This is a genomic window from Candidatus Symbiopectobacterium sp., from assembly GCF_020054415.1.
Classification (GTDB): Bacteria; Pseudomonadota; Gammaproteobacteria; order Enterobacterales; family Enterobacteriaceae; genus Symbiopectobacterium.
On the sequence record NZ_JAHWCO010000160.1, the window covers coordinates 1 to 1,735 of the forward strand.

The following is a 1,735-nucleotide window of genomic DNA, read 5'->3' on the forward strand; positions in this document are numbered from 1 at the left end:
AGATTTTATGCTGGCAGCCCAGCGAAACGACGGATCCTCGCAACGTAAAATCATGCAGTTAGGCCTCATGAGAAAAGTGTACACCTGAGATGACAAGCATTTTCAACCAAAACTGGCATGGAAAAACAGCATGATTACCTAGTATTCAACAAAGCCTTAGGAATGCCGAATAGTATTCTCATCACGTAACAATCGACCCGTATGGGGCGCAGTCGTTACAAGTTCTGATTTATTCAACAAAGCCATCGACATATTGAATACACGAGGCTTTGTTGAATAAATAGATTTTATGCTGGCAGCCCAGTGAAACGACGGATCCTTGCAACGTAAAATCATGCAGTTAGGCCTCATGAGAAAAGTGTACACCTGAGATGACAAGCATTTTCTACCAAAACTGGCATGGAAAAACAGCATGATTACCTATTATTCAACAAAGCCAATACACGACCCAAATCTGCCACATGCAAAGCAAATTCCTTGTGGATAACTTTGTGCATAGAAAGAGAAAATCAGAATGATGCTGATGTTATATCAAAAAGTGATTCACATATTATGGATTTTTTTCAGCAAGATAAAAAAAAAGTCCTCGGTAAATACCAGTAATACAAAAAACATTTTTTTTGTGGATAGATATTATTCAAACGCTAATTAAACGTCACAAAGGCAAAACTGTCGTAGAGGATAAACGATATATCCAGGGTATAACTGCGCCTGTTATCAGACGCAGTTGTAAGACCAGTGCTATTTTTTCTCGATAAGGAATTTCACAACATCAGCATATTGCTTCACATATGCATCCATTGAGCTGGTATCTAAACCGTCACTTTTCACCATATATTTGCCATTAACAAACATGGCCGGCACACCGCGCAATTGCAAATCCGCAGCCGCTTTTTCTTGCTGGGCAACCAGCGACTTAACCACGAAGCTATTCAATGCAGCGTCATAATCTTCAGCTTTAACACCCGCCGCCACAAACACCTTACGAATATCATCCGTGGTTTTCAGCGTTTGGCTTTTTTGCACCGCATCAAACATTAACGGGGTGACTTTATCTTCAACACCCAAAGCGATGGCAACTGCCCAGGCCTGCGTTAGTTCTTTCCCCAAAGGCACGAGGAAATCGACGTGATAGCGCGTAATTTTGGTATCCGCTGGAAGCACCTTACTGACAGCTTCAGGAATATGGTAAACCTCAGCAAACTGATAGCAATGCGGGCAGTAGAAGGAGAAAAACTCCAGCACCTGCGGTAATTGAGATACCGGTTTATTAACTTCAACGTACTGTTTTCCATCAGAAAAATCTGCCGCTGATGCACCGAAGGCCAACATGATGCCCAATAATGCCGCAAATACACTCTTCATATAACACATCTCTCCGTTAAACATCAGTACATGGACAATAGCTGTAAAGGAGGCTCCTGTAACAGCTTAACCTGTTCATTAAATATTGCTGTTTGCCTGAACCAGAAATCATCATTTTTTATCCAGGGAAAGCTCGGGGGAAATGCCGGATCTTCCCAACGGCGAATAATCCACGCTAAATAATGCACCATTCGCATGGCTTTGTTGAATAAATAGATTTTATGCTGGCAGCCCAGTGAAACGACGGATCCTCGCAACGTAAAATCATGCAGTTAGGCCTCATGAGAAAAGTGTACACCTGAGATGACAAGCATTTTCAACCAAAACTGGCATGGAAAAATAGCATGATTACCTATTATTCAACAAAGCC

At 41.8% G+C, this 1,735-nt stretch carries 2 protein-coding genes and 1 pseudogene; 1 reads left to right on the forward strand and 2 read right to left on the reverse strand.

Annotation, left to right across the window (positions count from 1 at the left end; all coding sequences use genetic code 11):
• The first annotated feature begins 399 nt into the window (after positions 1-399).
• Entirely contained in the window at positions 400-603 is a 204-nt protein-coding gene (locus tag QZ506_RS04790; protein ID WP_291969436.1) for a hypothetical protein, read from the forward strand.
• 138 nt (positions 604-741) lie between these two features.
• On the opposite strand, the gene dsbA is transcribed toward QZ506_RS04790, so the two are convergent.
• Both dsbA and QZ506_RS04800 read right to left on the reverse strand, forming a co-directional pair.
• Positions 742-1,365, reverse strand: a complete 624-nt coding sequence (gene dsbA / locus QZ506_RS04795; protein WP_291969438.1) for a thiol:disulfide interchange protein DsbA — start codon at positions 1,363-1,365, stop codon at positions 742-744.
• 23 nt (positions 1,366-1,388) lie between these two features.
• Positions 1,389-1,568: pseudogene (locus QZ506_RS04800) on the reverse strand (stress response kinase A); the annotation flags it as partial.
• Between the last annotated feature and the right edge of the window lie 167 nt (positions 1,569-1,735).

What these genes read in the sequence shown, in the direction of transcription:
- QZ506_RS04790 (WP_291969436.1), top strand. Translation starts at nt 400, where the DNA reads ATGGAAAAACAGCATGATTACCTATTATTCAACAAAGCCAATACACGA.
- dsbA (WP_291969438.1), bottom strand. Translation starts at nt 1,365, where the DNA reads ATGAAGAGTGTATTTGCGGCATTATTGGGCATCATGTTGGCCTTCGGT.